Annotated in this window: 10 protein-coding genes; all 10 read right to left on the bottom strand. The window is 63.3% G+C overall.

Annotated features, from left to right (window positions below; all coding sequences use genetic code 11):
- Window positions 1-45: 45 nt before the first annotated feature.
- The 10 genes from addA to AC1DLT_RS24065 all read right to left on the bottom strand — a co-directional run bounded on the left by addA (window position 46) and on the right by AC1DLT_RS24065 (window position 16540).
- Complete coding sequence (gene addA / locus AC1DLT_RS24110; RefSeq protein WP_477488428.1) at window positions 46-3594, bottom strand: double-strand break repair helicase AddA; 3549 nt, start codon at window positions 3592-3594, stop codon at window positions 46-48.
- Window positions 3587-6790, bottom strand: coding sequence for a double-strand break repair protein AddB (addB, locus tag AC1DLT_RS24105; RefSeq protein WP_477488427.1), 3204 nt, complete (start codon window positions 6788-6790; stop codon window positions 3587-3589). Before addB ends, addA begins: the two co-directional genes overlap by 8 nt.
- Entirely contained in the window at window positions 6787-7533 is a 747-nt protein-coding gene (locus AC1DLT_RS24100) for a nucleotidyltransferase family protein (RefSeq protein ID WP_477488426.1), read from the bottom strand. Before AC1DLT_RS24100 ends, addB begins: the two co-directional genes overlap by 4 nt.
- Before the next feature lie 12 nt (window positions 7534-7545).
- Window positions 7546-9057: a tRNA (adenosine(37)-N6)-threonylcarbamoyltransferase complex ATPase subunit type 1 TsaE gene (tsaE, locus tag AC1DLT_RS24095; RefSeq protein WP_477488425.1), complete on the bottom strand. Its 1512-nt coding sequence runs from the start codon at window positions 9055-9057 to the stop codon at window positions 7546-7548.
- Entirely contained in the window at window positions 9054-11648 is a 2595-nt protein-coding gene (locus AC1DLT_RS24090) for a PAS domain-containing sensor histidine kinase (protein WP_408962336.1), read from the bottom strand. The genes tsaE and AC1DLT_RS24090 overlap by 4 nt, the downstream gene beginning before the upstream one ends.
- 273 nt (window positions 11649-11921) lie before the next feature.
- Window positions 11922-13322, bottom strand: a complete 1401-nt coding sequence (ahcY, locus tag AC1DLT_RS24085; protein WP_247135314.1) for an adenosylhomocysteinase — start codon at window positions 13320-13322, stop codon at window positions 11922-11924.
- A 173-nt stretch (window positions 13323-13495) separates the two neighbouring features.
- Window positions 13496-13774 (bottom strand): HPr family phosphocarrier protein, encoded by a 279-nt coding sequence (locus AC1DLT_RS24080; protein WP_477488424.1) that lies wholly within the window; start codon window positions 13772-13774, stop codon window positions 13496-13498.
- Window positions 13775-13787: 13 nt separating this feature from the next.
- Window positions 13788-14189: a PTS sugar transporter subunit IIA gene (locus tag AC1DLT_RS24075; protein ID WP_038547428.1), complete on the bottom strand. Its 402-nt coding sequence runs from the start codon at window positions 14187-14189 to the stop codon at window positions 13788-13790.
- A gap of 102 nt (window positions 14190-14291) precedes the next feature.
- Entirely contained in the window at window positions 14292-14780 is a 489-nt protein-coding gene (locus AC1DLT_RS24070; RefSeq protein WP_477488423.1) for an HPr kinase/phosphorylase, read from the bottom strand.
- On the bottom strand, window positions 14777-16540 hold the full coding sequence (locus tag AC1DLT_RS24065; protein WP_477488422.1) for a stimulus-sensing domain-containing protein: 1764 nt from the start codon (window positions 16538-16540) through the stop codon (window positions 14777-14779). The genes AC1DLT_RS24070 and AC1DLT_RS24065 overlap by 4 nt, the downstream gene beginning before the upstream one ends.
- Window positions 16541-16634 lie beyond the last annotated feature (94 nt).

Genomic DNA, 16634 nt, shown 5'->3' with positions numbered 1-16634 from the left:
GTGTAAATGTGAGCTTCCCGCTCAAAGTTTTCAATGGCCGCTATCTCACTTTGTTTTGAGTTCCGCAAGCGAGCGTGACAGCAGTTCCGCGGGCAGCGTAACCACTTGCGCCGACTCGGTATAGACCAGCACGCATTCGAAACTTTTCGCCGGATAAAGCGGCCGCAGGATTTCGCAATAGATGGCGAGCTGCGCCCGATGCGAAAGCGGCACGTCCTCCAACGTTTTCGGCGGCACGCGATTGGTCTTGTAGTCGAGGATGATCACCCGGTCCTCGGTTACCACGAGCCGGTCGATGCGGCCGGAAATCGCGTAATCGCGGCCTTCCAGCGCCAGCGTGCCCATGATCGAGACTTCCGACTGGCTGCGCTCGGAAAACACCGGCCCGAGTTCGGCATGCGACAGCACCGACATGACGCTGGCGACGAGCTTTTCGCGCTCCGCTGCCGGCCAGAAACGGGCCGCACGGTCCGCATAACGACGGGCGGCAGAGGCACGTTCGGCCTCAGGGAAATCCGTCAGCATCTGCAGCATGCGGTGGACCAGCTTGCCCTTCTGCAGCGCCAGCCCGGCACTGTCCTTCTGGTCAGTGGCGAACAGCGGCGATGTGACGATCAGGTCATCCGCGTCGTCATCGATCATCGTGCCGGCGCCGGAAGGGCTGAGCGGCCGCGGCAGGATTTTTTGCGCGGGCAGGGGACGGGAAAGCGCTGTAGGAAGCGGCTTTCTGTCCGCTGCCGCCGCCTCTTTGTGTACCGACTTCGGCGCCTGTCCGGGAGCGGCCGGAAGCCGCCATTTGAAACCGCCCCATTGGTCGTCGGAACCCCGAAACTCCGCCGGGCTGCAATGGTGTTCGTCGGCGGCGAGCGCCTTCGAGATCATCGACTGCCAGGTATCGGGATTGTCGATCTTGCCGCGATAACCGCAGACGATCAGCCGGTCCGCGGCCCGTGTCATCCCCACGTAGAGCAGCCGGCGATATTCTTCCTCGGTCGAAGTCCTGATTCGGTCGTCGTCGGCTGATGTCATCGCATTGGTCAGCATCTTGCCAGGAACCCATGCCGGCACACTCTCGCCGCGGATCCGAAGCAGCCGGAATTTCGGCACATGCGAGGAAATGAAAGCCTTCGAGCCGCTGTCGACGAGGAACACCACCGGCGCCTCCAGGCCTTTGGAGGCGTGCACGGTCATGATCCGCACCTCGTTGCGACCGCCGTCCTGCTCGCGCTTCACCTCCGGCGACTCGATCTCCAGCGTCGAGATGAACGCCTGCAGGCCCGGCAATCCATTTGTCTCGTGGTCGAGCGCGAAGGTCAGGAACTCGTCGAGAATATCGCCGGCCTCGGTACCAAGCCGGCCAAGGAATTTCCGCCGCCCGCCCTGCGCGCCGAGAATCCGGGCAAACAGGTCATGCGGGCTGAGCTGCCGCGAGAGGCCGAGAAGATGCTGAAGCCGGTCGGCCGCATCGCGGAAGCGTAGTGGTTGTTCTTCGCTCAACCGGTTGAGCTGTGCCCAGGCGCTGGTGTTCTCCGCCCGCCGCGCCGCGATTTCGAAGACGTCCTCTTCCGAAAGATTGAAGAGCGGGCTTTTGAGCAGCGCCGCCAGCGAAAGATCGTCCTGCGGCAGCAGCAGAAAGCGGCCAAGCGCCAGGAGATCCTGCACGGCGATATGGCTCGTCAGCCGCAGCCGGTCGGCACCGGCGACGGGAATATTGTCGCGGCGTTTCAGTGCCCGGGTCAGCGCATTGACGAAGGCGTCGCGTTTCCGCACCAGAACGAGGATATCGCCGGCCTCGATCGGTCGTTCGACACCTTTTTCGATGATCGTTTCCTTGCCGATCATCTCCTCGATCCGGTTGGCGATCCGGCCTGCGAGAATGGCGGAAGGCGCCTTGTCGGGCGTCGAATCGAATGGCGCCGTCCAGTCTTCCTCCTGTTCGGCGACTTCCGGCACTACCACGTCCCAGAGGTCGACGGCGCCCGGGTGGCCGATCCTGTTGGAACGGTGCTGCACCGGTTCGCCGAGCGCGCTGAGGCCTCGAAAGTTCTCCTCCAGGGAAAACACCTGGTCGACGGCTGCGAGCACATCGGCCGTGGAGCGGAAGGAGAGCGGCAGCCGCACTGAGTGGAATGCCTGGTCGCTGGCCCGCACCCGTTTTTCCGTCTCGCTGCGTTCTTCCGCAAACCGCTCCGGCCGGGCGCCTTGGAAGGAATAGATCGACTGCTTTTCGTCGCCGACGGCAAAGATGGTGCGGCGGGTCTCGCGGGCGCTGGCGCCGGAATAGAAATCCTCCGCCAGCGACTTGATCACCGTCCACTGGATCGGRCTGGTGTCCTGCGCCTCGTCGACGAGAATGTGGTCTATGCCCTGGTCGAGCTTGTAATGCACCCAGGCGCCGACGCCATCGCGGGTGAGAAGATCGGCGGTGCGGGCGATCAGGTCCTCGAAGTCGAGCAGGCTGCGTTGTTTCTTCAGATCCTCGTAATCGTCGTTGAGGCGTTGCGCCAGCGTCAGCGCCGCCTTGGTCGCGAGGAACATCCGGACCAGCCGCAGCCGGTCGCGACAAGCGACGACATGGGCGCGGGCGATTGCCACCGCTTCGGTCAGTTCCGGCGCCGTCGTTGTCATCGCCTTGGCAATCAGCGAACTGTCGGCCTTCGGCTTGCCCTCGCGGGTGAGAAAAATCTGGTCGAGATGCTGGGCCCGCTTCAGGACATCCGGCTCCTTGGCGACCAGCCGAAGGCCGTAAGCGACCTCCGTGACCTTCTGCCCGCCCTTCTGGTCGGCAAGCGCGAGATAGAGGTCGAGCGTCAGGCCGGAGAGGCCGGGTAGGGGCCAGTAGCCGGCGGCGATACTGTCTTCCGTGTCGGCCGGCCCGAGCCCTAAGGCGCGCTTCAGCTCGACGCCGATGCCGCCGTGGCGTTCCGCATGGGCGATGAATCGTCGGATCGCGGTGCGGTTGGCGATGATGTCGCTGAGCAGCGTTTCGAGCCCGAATTCGTCGCCGAGATCCAGCACATGGGCAAAGGCTTCGGCCAGCACCGGGTCTTCTTCCGCCGACGTTGCCGTCAGCAGGGAGCGCCGCGCATCGGCAAGCAGGGCAGAGGCGGCGCGGTCGTCAAGCACCGAAAAATGCCCGGCGACATTGGCTTCGAGCGGAAACTGGTGCAGCAGCGCCTCGCAGAAGGCGTGGATAGTCTGGATCTTCAACCCGCCCGGCGTTTCCAGAGCCTTGGCGAACAGCCGCCGCGCTTCGGCAAGTTTCAGCGAATCCGGCTCAGCACCTTCGATGCTGGCGATCCGCTTGCGCAGCTCGCCGTCCGAAAGCACCGTCCATTCCGAAAGCCGCTGGAAGACGCGGTTCGACATTTCCGAGGCCGCGGCCTTCGTGTAGGTGAGGCAGAGAATCGACGAAGGCCGGCAGCCGGCGAGCAGCAGCCGGATGACCCGCTGGGTCAGCACATGCGTCTTGCCGGAGCCGGCATTGGCCGAGACCCAGGCGGAACTGATCGGATCGGAGGCAAGCGATTGCTGCACCGTCGTCCAGTCGATCCACTTGAGCGGATCGTCACCCTCGGGAGCCAGGTCACTCATCGGCTTCCGCCTCCTCGTCGTCGGCCGTCGACCATTCAGCCACGCGGGCGAGGTGGTCGTATTCGCCGCCGAAATCATTTTGGGCCATCGGCACGAGCCGCGATGCGAAGCCGGCTTCGCCGTTGCGCAGCGTGATCACGAAGCGGGTGAGCTGCTCGATCGATTCGTCGGCCAGATCGATCGCCGATTTCGGTTGGCGCTTGGCCGTCGCGCTCGAACCCTCGTTGTTGACCTTGTCTTCCCGGAACCGGTCGCCGGGACGCAGCCGGACATAGAGCAGCTGGTCGGGTGTCAACGGACCCGCATCCTTGAAAGCTCCGGCTCTGAGCGCCGCCGCCTCAAGCCCGAGCTGCGGATCGAGCAGTGCCCGCGCCTGGGAAACGGAAGGGCTGAGGCCCGTCTTGTAGTCGACGAGATCGGCAAGGCCCGAGCCCTTGATGTCGATCCGGTCGGCTATGCCGGTAACGCGGATGCCGGCGGGCTGAAGCTCCCAGCCGGCCCCGACTTCCGTCATCGTTTTGCGGATATCCGGCGCGCGCTCGACTTCCCAGTCCAGGAAGGCGCGGGCCACCTCGGCAAAACGGGGTCGCCAGACGCGGTCGATATGCGGCGGCAGCAACTCGGCGTCGAACAGCTCCTCGGTGATCCGCCGCATCGCCTCCCTGGCGACAGGCGTGCCGGGTTTATGGCCTTCGCGGGTGTAGCGGTCGATGATTGCATGATAGAGCGTGCCGCGCTCGGAGGCGCCGGGATCTCGGTTGAACGGATCGAGCGGATCGAGTTTCAAGATGCGGCGGGCATAGATCGAATACGGGTCACGGCGCAGGCGCCCGACCTCGCTGAAGGAATACTTTACCGGCTGCAGGTCCGCCGGAGGTTTCGGGGCCGGGCGCTTAGCGACCGGCTGGTTTTCCCCGGCATCGATCATCGAGGCCCAATCGCGGTACTGATGGCCGCGTGTCCGGAGCTCGTCCGCAAACTGCCGTCCACCCAGCGCAAGCAGCCGCTGCAGCCAGCGCGAGGCGACGGTTGGCGTGGATCCTTGGCGCATCGAGCGCGAAAGGATTAGATGCCGCGTCCCGCAGGCCATTTCGAAATCGTGGGCAAGCTGGCCGATCCGCCGTTCCGGCGGTTCCAGCCCCATATCGGTCTTCATGGTACGGGACAGGAACGGGTTGTTGACCGTCTGCCCCGGCCAGGACCCTTCGTTGAGGCCGCCGAGGATCATCGTATCGACGCTCTGCAGCCGGGCTTCGAGAGTACCGAAGATGAAGATGCGCGGATGGCTGAGCGAACGGGGCTTTACCGCCTCGCCTGTTGTCAGCGCCATGACGATATCGATCCATTGCGGACCGTCCGCCTCCATCTGCCCGTCGGTATCGATGACTTCGGAGAGCAGCCCTGCCAGCCTTTCGCCGGCTTCTCCAGACCAGAGCGCTGCGAGGTCTCGCCGTTCATCGATGCAGATCGCCTCAAGTGCGCGGCCGGTGCGATCGGCCCATTCGGATAGCGTGAGTTTTGCCGTAAGGCCGCGCCCATCCGGCCGGCGGCGGACGAGGGCGGAAGCGAGCGGCTCGACCGCTTTCGCCAGCCGCTGCGCAAGATCGCGCGCCTTACCTGCGGCATCGGTCGGCAGCGATAGCCGCCAGTGCGGCGCGTGCCTGTCTTCGAGCTGGCTGGCCAACTGGGTTTCGAGCAGCGGCTCCAGCGCGGAAATGTCCATGTCGCCGAGACCGCCGCGCAGAGCCAGGATTTCCAGCGCTTCGACGGCCGATCGCAGCTCCGCTGCCGGCAGGCCGAGGCGCATCAGCGGATGCTTGATCAGCGCCACGATCGCCACCGGGTCGCCCGGCCGGAGCGTTGCTTCGAGCAGAAGCTGGGTCAAGGTGCCCTGTGGCGTACCGGACAGCGGCGAACCGGCGGAATCGTCGGCAAGCAGGCCGAAGCGCGAAAGTTCGGCGGTCACCCGGCGGGCAAGCGCTCGATCAGGCGTGATCAGCGCGGCCTGGCTCTCGCCACCGTTTTTGCCCGGCTGTTCGAGCGCAAGCCGGAGCGCGATGGCGATCGCCACGGCCTCCTCGCGTTCGTTCGAGGCTTCGATCAGCGAGACATCGGCAAAGGCTTGGGTAAGGAGAGCGGGATCCGCGTCGTCCCGCCAGGTGCTCCAGCGGTCCGTCGCCTTGGCGGGCACCAGCGCCTGGGAGAGCGCTTCGGCGCGGAAGGCGAGATCGCCCGGAACTTCGCCGAGCATCGCCACGTCTTCCCGCGTCACGCCGAGCTTCTTGAGCAGCCGCGACAGGCCGAACTGCGAATGGCTGCGGCTGGCGGGTTCGGGTTTGCCGTCAAAGGCCTCTTCGCCGATCATCGCCCATTGATCCGGCGGCATCGAGAGGTCGAGTCCCGGCAGCACGACGGTGCCGTTCGGAAGGCGGGAGATCGCCGCGATCAGGTCGGCAGCGGCCGGCACGGAGCCGGTCGAACCAGCGACGATCACCGGTCCCTTGTGATCCCTGGACGAAATCCGCCGCGCCTCGCCGCGCAGGATCGACGCCTGATGTTTTGCCGGCGAAGACCGACGCAGTTCTTCGAGACGAAGCGGCCAGAAGGCGCTCGCGATCGACAGGAACTCCGCGGTCAGCTGCCACCAGAGCGCATGTTCGCCGGTGTCGAGTTTTTTGAGATCCGTCCAGTCGCGCTCCTCGGTTTCGACCGCGTCGATGAGTTCGGCGAGCGCCCGGGCGAGCCATATGGCATCGGCTGGGCTGGCCGGTGCGACGAGCGGCGATTCCGAATGTACGTCGAGCACGATTTTCGGAAGCTGGTTGCGCCACGCAAGAATCAGTCGGCCGAGTTCGAGGAGACGCGCGGTGCCGCCGATCGGCAGCGCCAGGTCCATCTCCTCGGGCGCCACGAGGTCGAAATAACCGCTGTCGTCGTCGGTTTCGCCGAGCGGCCGGATGACCGGCAGGATCGCCGATCGGCCGCCGAGCAGATCGACGAATTCCGAGCGTAGCACGCGGGCCGAACGGCGCGTCGGCACATAGATGGTCACGTCGGCGAGCGAAAGCGGATCGGTCGGATCGTAGCGAAAAGTCTCGTTGAGCCGACCGTCGCAGAGTGCCGCTGCCACGGTCTTGAGGAACGGCGCTCCGGCGGGGATCGAAAACACCCGCTTCTTGCCGGATAGCGTGGTCATGCCTCCACCGGATAGCGGGCGATCACCGCTTCGGCTTCCGGCAGCGCTTCCGGCGTGCCGACGGTGATCCAGTGGCCATCGAGCATGGTTCCATAGAGCCGGTCGCGGGCGATCGCCTTGTCGAAATAGATATTGATGTTGAAAGCATCGGACGGTGCGTCATCCAGAAAGGACGGGCTCATCGCAAAAGCGCCGGCATAAACGACCGGGTTGGCCGGATCGTCCCGGTAGCGCCTCAACCGGCCATCCGCATCTATGCCGAAATCGTTGATGCCGTTGTGCCCGGTCGTGTTGTCGATATCGACGCAGAGCATCGCCATGTCCATGCGCTCCGGATCGAAGAACTCCGCCAGGTGCCGCAGGTTGGTCGGCTTGCCGGGTGTCTCGCCGATCCAGAAGAGGTCGGCATTCATGACGAAAACCGTGCTGCGATCGAGAAGCTTCAGTCCCTTCACGATGCCGCCGCCATTGTTCATCAGCGCGTCGCGCTCGTCGGAGATCAGGATTTCGAGGCCCTGATAAGCTTCGAGATGCGCCGCCATCTGGTCGGCGAAGTGGTGCACATTGACGACGGCGCGCTCGACGCCAGCCTCTCTCAGCGAATCCAGCACATAATCGATCATCGGCTTGCCGGCGACCGGCACCAGCGGCTTCGGCATCGTGTTGGTGATCGGCCGCATACGGGTGCCGAGCCCTGCGGCAAGCACCATCGCCTGTTTGATCGGGGCTCGTTGAATGGTCATCGGCAACCGTAATTATGATTCGGGCAGTTCTATTCCAGCCCGACGGCACCAATCGCGCAAGGGGGCGAGCACATCGTGGCTCAGCGCCGTCGCGAGATGGCGGAGCGTCCGCGGCATGTGCTTCAGATAGCCCGGCTTGCCATCCCGCTGCAAGAGCCGCACCCAAAGGCCGGCGAGTTTGCAGTTGCGCTGCGCAGCCATGATCGCCCAAGCCTTGAGGAAGGTCGGCTCGTCGAAGGCTCCGAGTGCGCGGCGAAGCGTCACGTAATCCAGCATCAGCTGATCGGCGAGTGCCTTCGGGATGTCGACGCGGGCGTCCTGGACGATAGAGGCGAGGTCGTAGGCGGTCGGGCCGATCATCGCATCCTGGAAGTCGATCAGGCCGACGCGTCGCACGCCCGATTCATGCGGCCGCCAGATGATATTGGGCGAATGGAAATCGCGCAGCAGCAGGTTTTTCTCGACGCCGTCAAGCTCGCGGATCAGATTGTCCCAGATCGCCAGATATTCCTGCCGTTCCTCGTCAGTCGCCGGCGTTCCGCGTTTCCACGGCAGGTGCCAGTCAACGAGGAGCCGCGCCTCCATCTTCATGGCCGTCGGGTCGAAATCGGGAATATGGTGGATATGGCCGTCCCCGACCGGCAGATCCTGGCGCATCTCATGGCTGTGCAGGAAGGCGAGGCACACGATGCTTTCGCGGTAGCGTTCCTCGATGGGATTGCCGTCTTCGTCGACGGCCCCCTCTTCGCCAAGATTTTCGATCAGCAGAATGCCCTGGTCGTAATCGACATGCAGCACTTCCGGCGCCGCAAGTCCCAGTTCGCGCAGGTATTCGTCGATCGCCACGAAGGGGTAGGGGTCTTCCGCCAGATGCGCGACCTTGGGATAGGGCTTTCCATCGAGAACCGGCGGCCCTTGCGCCGGGCGCGGCCAGTCCATCAGGATCAGCGTTTCGCCGGTTGCTATTTTTACGCTCTCATAGGCGCGTGTCGAAGCGTCGCCGGTGAGGAAACGCCGCCGGGCGCCGGGGTAACCGTGGCTGTCGAGAAATTCGCGGATCGCCAGCACGCGGCGGATGCGCTGCATCTGCGCCTCCGGTGCCGTGATCGTCGCGGTCCGGCCGCTGCCGCTCTGTTCGAGCCGGAGCTGAATGCGGGCCTGCGGCAGCAACGCGTCGGCGACTTCCGGCCATTCCACCAGGCAGATGCCGCTGGAAAGCGCCTCGTCGAAACCGAGCTCGTCGAGTTCCGAGGCATCGCCAAGCCGATAGAGATCGAAATGCGCGACTGGGATGCGCAGCTCGTAGCTCTGCACCAGCGTGAAGGTCGGGCTCGGCACTTCAAGCTCGTCTTCATCGCCAAGCGCGCGCAAAAAGGCCCGGGCGAAGGTCGATTTGCCGGCGCCGAGATCGCCGGAAAGGGCGATCCAGTCGCCCTTGTTCAGCGCCAGCGCCAGGTCTTCGCCGAGGCGGATCGTTTCGGCCTCGTCGGCAAGCGTCAGGGTAAGAGCTGCCTCACCACTCATTCGGCGGCGACGGACCGCGCCGTCGTGCCGCTCGGAATGCGGCACGTAACCGTGGTTCCCTGGCCAGGCTTGCTGTCGATCGCGACATCGCCGTGATGCAGCGTCACGAAGCTCTCGACGATCGAAAGGCCGAGACCCGCCCCACTGCGCTTGCCGCCCTTGGCATTGGCCGAGAACCGGTCGAACACGGTCTTCAGGATATCTTCGGGGATGCCCGGACCCTTGTCGGTCACCGAGAAGAACACGTCGCTATGGGTGCGCCAGCAGTTGAGCGTGATGGCGGAGCCTTCCGGCGCGAAATTGGTGGCATTGGTGAGCAGCTTGATGAGGATCTGCTTCAGCCGCTGCTGGTCGGCAACGATGGTGCCAAGCCCGGCCGGCGCAGTGATCGCCAGCGCCACGCCGTTCTCGTGCAGGCGATCGGCGATCTGCATCGCCACGTCGTCGAGCAGGTCGTCTATCGCCATTTCCGAATAGTTGAGCTGCATGATGCCCGCATCGACGGTCGCCAGATCGAGGATGTCGTTGACGATCGTCAGAAGAACCGACGAGGATGTCGAGATATGGTCGATATATTCCGACTGGCGCTCGTTCAGCGTACCGATGCCCGGTGTCTTCAGGAGGTCGGTGAAGCCGATGATATTGGTCAGCGGCGAGCGCAATTCGTAGGAGACGTGCTGGACGAAATCGTTCTTGAGCTCGTCGGCCTTCTGCAGCGCCTCGTTCTTCTCCTTGAGCGCCCGTTCCGCCCTGGCACTCGCCGTCATGTCGACGAAGGTCAGCATCGTCTGGGCGTTGGGCAGCGGCGTCACGGCATAATCGAGGATCAGGCCGGAATAGAGCTCGAACGTGCCCTGCAACGAGGGGCGCTCGTCATCGAAATTGGTCAGCATCTGGCCGAAGCGGCGCCAGCCGTCCGGCTTGTCGTAGGATGGCGAGCAGGCGGTCTCGATCGCCTTGATATGCGTGCCCGGCTTGGATTCTTCGGCGGTGATGCCCCAGAGCGCCCGGAAGGCCGGGTTTGACAGGCGGATGCGTCCGTCCGGTCCGAAGACGGCGACACCTTCGGACAAATGGTCGATCGTTTCGCCCTGGACCTGGACCAGCGTGTTGTAACGGGTCTCGAGATCCACCTGTTCGGTAAGGTTCTCGAACACCCAGGTGGCGCCGCCCTGCGGATGCGCGGTTGCGATGACGCGCAGCGTCTGGCCGTTCGGCAGATGCCATAGGTCGGTCTGCGTATCCGGCGACTGGTAGACGGAAAGCGCCGTTTCCTTCCAGCTCCGCCAGCTCAGCTGTTCCGGCAGCTTGCCGTCGCTTCTGAGCTTGTCGAGCAGCTCGCTGTTGTCCGGCCTCTGGTCGAGGAAGGGAAGCGTGAAACCCCAGAGCTGCACGAAGGCCTGATTGTAGAACTGCAGCCGGCGGTCGCCGTCGAAGATAGCGACGGGCGTTGCCAGGTGGTCGAGCGTTTCCGCGTGGCTCTTCAGGGTGCGCTTGAGTTCCTCGCGCACCGCTTCCACTTCGGAAACGTCGATCGCAATGCCTGTGGAACCGCCCGGCACGACGACGTCGACAACGTCGAACATCGTGCGATTGCCGTGCACCACGGTGGAAATCCGGTCGTGGAAAGGCGAGGTGGAGGTCGCTGCCGCCCTGATCTTTTCGCGGGCGATCGAACCCAGAACCTCGCGGCCGTCCTCGATCGCCTGGGCCGGGGTCGAAGCCTCCACGGCATCGCCATAGGCATGGTTGACCCAGGTCAGCTTGCCGTGTGAATCGCGACGCCAGACCGGCTGCTCGATGGCGTCGAGCAGCGAATGGAACAGCATGATCGAGTTGGTCAGCCGCTCGCGCTCGATCTTGAGCTCAGCGAGTTCGGCGCGCAGATTGTTGAGTGCGATGAAACGGACGAAGGCCTTGCCGCCCGAAACGCGCCCCTGCACTTCCAGGATTTCGTCCCGGTTGGTTTCTACCACCATGTCGAAGGAGCGGGCTTCCACCCGCAGGAGTTCGATCGATTTCTCGAGTTCGCTGGCGGAACTGCCGCGCATCCAGCGGCCGAAGGCGAGAAACTCGCGGTCCTGCTGCGGCGCTCCGGTTTCCACCGGCAGCTGGCCGAGGAATTCAGGCTTGGAGGAGCCGCTTTCCCACACGACGATCCGGCGGTTCTTGTCGGCAATCAGGGCCTCGAACTTGGAAATCCGCTGCTGTGCGTCGGAAAGGGCACTGCGCATTTCCTGCGTTTCGGCTTCCATATTGCCGCGCTGGCGCACCAGCCAGATGGCGGAAAACAGGGCGGCTCCGAGGGCGCCCATCACCAGCGACGAAACGATGACCTCCGTCGAGGAAAACAGGCGGACGGCGGCGTCACCCGATTGCTGCGCAAGCGCCGCGGTCGCGAGCCCGGAAAGGGCGGTGCCCGAGAGAAAGGCGCTGCCGAACAGCGCCAGGCGGCGAAGCCTGCCGACGATTGCATTGCCGTCTGGAGATCCGAAACCGGAACGCCCCGCAAAGGGACGCAAGGCTGGAGCTTCCGCTCCGCCGCAAAGGGGATCGGCCCGTTCTGACGAGCTCATTTTTCTTACCGACATATCCGGTCTGTCTCCGTCCAATTGCCGCTCATCGACAAGACATACCACTCCGTGCCTTGCCCGTAGCCGGACGGCTCCCAATCAGATGGTGGGAGCGCGACGATGTCCGAAAACCGCTGGCGGCTTTCGGCATCACGCTCCAGGGAAGGCGCGAATCAAGTTCTAAAACAATACTTGCTTAGGGAATCGCCGGGAAGGGATGCGCCCAAAAAAGAAGCCGCAGCCTTTGTCAAGGCTACGGCTACCATATCTTGTGGATTAACCGGCTATTGATTAATAGCGGTAGTGTTCAGCCTTGAACGGGCCGGTCTGCGAGACGCCAATATAGGCGGCCTGCTCGTCGGAGAGTTCCGTCAGCTTCACGCCGAGCTTGGCGAGATGCAGGCGGGCGACCTTCTCGTCGAGGTGCTTCGGCAGGATGTAGACGTCGTTCTTGTACTCGCCCTGCTTGGTGAAAAGCTCGATCTGGGCCAGCGTCTGGTTGGTGAACGAGGCCGACATCACGAAGGACGGATGGCCGGTAGCGTTGCCGAGGTTGAGCAGGCGGCCTTCCGACAGAAGGATGATGCGGTTGCCCTTGGGGAACTCGATCATGTCGACCTGCGGCTTGACGTTGGTCCACTTGAGGTTCTTCAGCGCCGCGACCTGGATTTCGTTGTCGAAGTGGCCGATATTGCCGACGATCGCCATGTCCTTCATCGCACGCATGTGGTCGATGCGGATGACGTCCTTGTTGCCAGTCGTGGTGATGAAGATGTCGGCGCTGTCGACGACGTCTTCGAGGATGACGACTTCGAAGCCGTCCATGGCAGCCTGCAGGGCGCAGATCGGGTCGACTTCGGTGACCTTGACGCGGGCGCCGGCGCCGGCGAGCGAAGCGGCAGAACCCTTGCCGACGTCACCGTAACCGCAGACCACGGCGACCTTGCCGGCCATCATCACGTCGGTGCCGCGGCGGATGCCGTCGACCAGCGATTCCTTGCAGCCGTATTTGTTGTCGAACTTCGATTTGGTGACCGAGTCGTTGACGTTGATCGCCGGGAAGGGCAGCAGGCCCTTCTTGGACAGTTCGTAAAGGCGGTGCACGCCCGTTGTGGTTTCTTCGGTAACGCCCTTGATCGCGTCGCGCTGCTTGGTGAACCAGCCGGGCGAAGCCTTGAGGCGCTTCTTGATCTGCGCGATGAGGATTTCTTCTTCTTCCGAAGTCGGGTTCGAAAGAACGTCCTCGCCGGCTTCGGCGCGGGCGCCGGTGAGGATGTACATGGTGGCGTCGCCGCCGTCATCGAGGATCATGTTGGAGAGGCCGCCATCGGCCCACTGGAAGATCTTGTCGGTGTAATCCCAGTATTCCGTCAGAGATTCGCCCTTGACGGCGAAGACCGGAATGCCGGCGGCAGCGATTGCCGCAGCAGCATGGTCCTGGGTCGAGAAGATGTTGCAGGACGCCCAGCGGATTTCTGCACCGAGGTGCTGAAGGGTCTCGATCAGAACGGCCGTCTGGATGGTCATGTGGAGCGAGCCCGAGATGCGGGCACCCTTCAGCGGCTTCGTTGTGCCGAATTCTTCGCGGCACGACATCAGGCCCGGCATTTCGGTTTCTGCGATGTCGAGCTCCTTGCGGCCGTAGGCGGCAAGATTGATATCCGCGACGACGTAATCCTTCTCAGTGCTCATAAAGCTCTCCATGTTCGGTGGTGCCTTCTCCGGCGGGTACCGACGGACGTGGCAAGACCCGCCTTGGCAGACGGAAACTGGCCAGCGGTTTAGCAGGCTTCCTACAAACTGGCAACGGGATATAAAGAGGTCTTTATATGTTTATGTCATCGGAGGGTTAAATCGCGGGTGCGTCAGGCTTCTTCGCCGAACTTGTTGGCGACGAGTTGCTCGAGCGCATCCAGCGCTTCTTTGGCCTGGTTTCCTTCCGCTGAGACCTCGATCGTGCAGCCGGTGCTTGCCGCGAGCATCATCAGGCCCATGATCGACGTGCCGCCGACGGTTGTTCCGTCCTTGGAGACGGTGATCCGCGCATCGAAACTTTCCACCATCTGCACGAACTTGGCAGAGGCACGAGCATGCAGACCACGCTTGTTGATGATCAGGAATTCACGGGGAGAGGAGGATGACATCCGGTCTGGGTTCTCATTTGCCGCTGAGGACGCGGCTTGCGACATTGATATATTTACGACCGGCTTCGGAGGCTTCGACGAGCGCCTTGTCCATGTTGTTGTCGCTGCGCACGCCGGCAAGCTTGATCAGCATCGGCAGGTTCATGCCGGCAATGACTTCGATTCGGCCGCTTTCCATGACGGAAATGGAAAGGTTGGAGGGGGTGCCCCCGAACATGTCCGTCAGGATGATGACACCATGACCTTCATCGGCATTGGTAACGGCATCGACGATATCCTGCCGCCGCTGATCCATGTCGTCCTCTGGACCGATCGATACGGTTTCGATGAATTTCTGAGGTCCGACGACATGCTCGACCGCATGACGAAATTCCTCAGCCAGCTTGCCATGGGTGACAAGCACTAGTCCGATCATGAAAACTGCCCCCTGCTATGGAAACTCGGCGCCATTATCGCATTGCAATAAAGCGGTCCAGCGGTGGGATGCCATCTTGTCCAAGTAGATTCGAAGTTCAAGTCAAAAAATCAGGCTGCCGGATGATGAAAACGGCATCTCGCCGTGAAAATCCGGCGTAAAGGCCGCCAGAACGGCCAGCGGATCAGGTGCACCGCGCCATATCCGGACAAGCGGAAGGATACCCACACCGGGGATCTGGAAACGTTCGTTCTCCGGTGGAAGCCTTTCATCTTCGGGTAGGGAGATGATCTGGACCGCAAGGTCCAGCGCCGCGGCGGAGACGCTTTCAACAGGGGCGATGCCGCTGCCGCGCAGTTCGATGAGGCCGGCGATCGGTTCCGGCCGAGTGGCGAGCAGATGATTGCCGTGGCGCGAGACGAGCACCTGATCGTCGGCGACAAGAGCCGCGAAAGCGCCTTGGCGCCAGGCGGCTGCGATGCAGGAGAAGGCGAGCATCGACTTGCCGCTGCTGGACGGACCGGTAAAGAGCACGCCCCTGGTGCCAATGGCGATCGCGGTCGCATGGATGTTGACCGGCGCCGGGCTCATTGAATTTCGCCGCCCGGCAGCGACAGCGTGAAGCGGGCGCCGGTGATGGCACCTGTCTTGGCGTCGTATAGGTTTTCCGCCTTCAGCGAGCCGCCATGGGCCTCGGCGATCTGCCGGCTGATCGACAGGCCAAGGCCGGAATTCTGGCCGAAACTCTCGCCGTCCGGCCGGTCCGTATAGAACCGTTCGAAGATACGGTCGATATCCTCCGCCTGGATGCCGGGCCCGTTGTCCTCCACGGTCACGACGACACGATCCTTGGAGTGAGACAGCCGGATGGCGACGCGGCCGCCCTTTTCGGGCACGAAGGATCGCGCGTTCTCGATGAGGTTGGTGATGATCTGCCCAAGGCGCAGATCATGGCCGTTGACCAGGAAGGCGGACCTGTTGCCGGCCTTGTTGTCGGTCGTCAGGCTGATTTCCACCGGCTTGCGGCCGGTGCGGATCTGCCGGGAAATATCGACGAGATTGCCGAGCAGGTTTTCCATGTCGACGGGCGTCGAATCCGACCGGGCGAGTTCGGCGTCCAGCCGCGAGGCGTCGGAAATGTCGCTGATCAGGCGATCCAGACGGCGTACGTCGTGGAAAATGACTTCCGTCAGCCGCTGTTTGGACTCCTCGGTTTTGGCGAGCGGCAGCGTCTCGACGGCGCTGCGAAGCGAAGTTAGCGGGTTCTTGAGCTCGTGGCTCACATCCGCCGCGAAACTCTCGATCGCATCGATGCGGTCATAGAGCGCGTTGGTCATCTCGCGAAGCGCGATGGAAAGATTGCCGATTTCGTCCTGGCGATAGGAGAAGTCCGGGATCTCCTCGCGCTGCTTGGCGCCGCGCCGCACCCGGATCGCAGCCGCCGCCAGCCGCCGCAGCGGATTGGCGATGGTCGAAGACAGCAGCAGCGACAGGAGGATGTTGACGAGCGTCGCGACGCCGAAGACGCGCATGATCGCCAACCGTTCCGCATGCACGATCTTGTCGATGTCGCCTGCCTGGGTCGATAGCAGAAGCACGCCGAGCACGGCGCGGAAACGCTGCACGGGTACGGCGACGGAGACGATCAGCTCGCCGCGCTCTGTGACCCGCACTAGCGCGCCGCGCACGCCGGTCAGCGCGTTCATGACTTCCGGATAGATCGAGCCGTCGCCACCTGGCGCTTCCTTGTAGACCGGCAGGTTGCCCGGCTGCAGCAGGCGGTTGATGAGGCCTGCGAACCAGTCGCTCCAGGTCTGCGATTCGTTTTCCACCGGCGGCAGGTCGAAACGCAGCACCTGTCCGCGCGAATAGAGATGGCGTGAATCGAGCAGCAGGTTGGCGTCCGCATCGAAAATCCGGGCGCGGGTGCGGGTCGGCGAAATCAGCCGCCTGAGAACCGGGGCGATGCGTTCGGGGTCGATCGGGAAATCGAGGTCCTCGTCGTTCGGCACCGGCGTAATGCTCTGGCCGGCCTGCAGTTCGAGGAGTTTCTGGGGATCGATGGTGATCGAGTTGGTATCGACCGAGGCGGAGGCGGAAATCGCGCCGGCGATGATCTCGCCCTGCGTCAGCAGGCTTTCGACGCGAGCATCGATCAGGCCCTCGCGGAACTGGTTGAGGTAGAGAATGCCGGCGACCAGCACCACCGTTGCAGCGATGTTGAAGAACAGGATGCGGCGGGTGAGGCTCGAAAACACCGCATGGCCGAACACTCGCCGAATGAGCGTGAAAGGGCGCGACCAGAACCGCCGCGGCGCACGTCGTGTCCCAGCCTTCTCCATTCGGATCATATTGCTATCAAATGTTTGATCTGCCACTGCAGTCCTTCCACCGGGCCAGCTTAGCGCTGGTCCGGCCGTGGCCTCAAGTTAACCTTTCGCAAGG

The sequence above is a fragment of the Neorhizobium sp. 05N33 genome, from assembly GCF_056397445.1.
This window is presented reverse-complemented; position numbering and strand designations above follow the sequence as displayed.